The organism is Kitasatospora nipponensis (assembly GCF_039528135.1).
GTDB lineage: Bacteria > Actinomycetota > Actinomycetes > Streptomycetales > Streptomycetaceae > Kitasatospora > Kitasatospora nipponensis.
Genome location: NZ_BAAALF010000450.1, coordinates 1 through 1,468, shown reverse-complemented (window position 1 = coordinate 1,468; position 1,468 = coordinate 1). Strand labels below are relative to the sequence as shown.

The following is a 1,468-nucleotide window of genomic DNA, read 5'->3' as shown; positions in this document are numbered from 1 at the left end:
CGACGGTCAGTAGCCGGTGCCGCGCTTGATTTGGGCCCGCTCGACCTCGGAGGTCGCTCCCTTCTGGTCCAAGGTGGCACACGCATCGGCGATGTCGCGGGTCAGGCGGTCGATCTGGTCGCGGCTCAGGGTCTCCTTGACCAGGGCCCGCAGGATCTTCACCCGCTCCGCGTTGGGCGGCAGCGTGTACGCCGGCACCATCCAGCCGCGCTCGGCCGAAAGCTGCCAGGCGATGTCGGACTCGTCGTAGGCGTGCTGGCCGGCGAGGCGGAAGGCGACCAGCGGCAGCTGCTCGAGATCGCTGCCGATCACCTCGAAGCGGCCACTGGCACGCAGGTTGTCCGCCAACGCGCGGGCGTTCGTCTGCATCGTCTGCATGACGTAGGTGTAGCCCTGACGACCCAGCCGCACGAAGTTGTAGTACTGCGCGAGCACCATCGACGCGCCGGTCGAGAAGTTCAGCGTGAACGTCGCATCGGTCTTGCCCAGGTAGTTCTCGTGGAACACCAGGTCCTTGGCCAGGTCCGACTCCTCGCGGAAGACCAGCCAACCGATGCCGGGGTAGACCAGGCCGTACTTGTGTCCCGAGACGTTGATCGATCGGACCTGCTCGAGCCGGAAGTCCCACTTCGAGTCCGGGTAGAGGAAGGGCCACACGAACCCGCCGCTGGCACCGTCGACGTGGATCGGGATGTCGAGGTCCCGCTTCCTGCGGACCTCCCGCAGGAGCTCGTCGATCCCGACGACGTCGTCCTTGTGACCGGTGAACGTGGTGCCGACGACGGCGACGACGCCGATCGTGTTCTCGTCGAGGAGGGGCTCCACGTCCTCCGGGCCGATCGTGTACTTGCCCTCGGCAAGCGGCGCGATCCGGGGCTCGACGTTGAAGTAGCGGCAGAACTTCTCCCACACGACATGAACGTCGCCGCCGAAGACCAGATTGGGCCGGTCGAACGACAGGTTGGCCGCCTTGCGCCGCTCGCGCCACTTCCACTTCAGCGACAGCGCACCGAGCATGATCGCCTCGGACGAGCCCTGGGTCCGACACCCGGTGGTCCGGCCCGGCGCGTGGAAGAGATCGGCGAGCATCCGCACGCACCGCTGCTCGATGTCGGCGGAGATCGGGTACTCCGCGTGATCGATGAAGTTCCGGTGGAGGTTCTCGGCGATGATCCGCTGCGCCTCCGGCTCCATCCACGTGGTGACGAACGTGGCGAGGTTGCGCTGCGGGTCGCCCTCCATCGCGAGGTCCGCACCCACCAGCCGCATGGCGTCCGTCGCGGTCATACCGTCCTCGGGAAAGGTCTCCGAGGGGGCCGGCACGGTCAGGAAACGGTTACCGAACAGGGTCCCGGCATCACTCTTGGTCATATCGGCGACCTAACCACCACCGAGCCGGGAGCACGGCCCGGGACTCGTCAGCCGGACTCGAAAGCACCCGAACGACCCAGCCGCCCAGGACGACGTC

General features: G+C 67.0%; 1 protein-coding gene. It reads right to left on the bottom strand.

The genetic code is table 11. The features are described 5' to 3' along the window. Window positions 1-6: 6 nt before the first annotated feature. A complete protein-coding gene (gad, locus tag ABD323_RS41095) occupies window positions 7-1,371 on the bottom strand; it encodes a glutamate decarboxylase (RefSeq protein WP_344447204.1) in 1,365 nt (454 codons plus the stop codon). Between the last annotated feature and the right edge of the window lie 97 nt (window positions 1,372-1,468).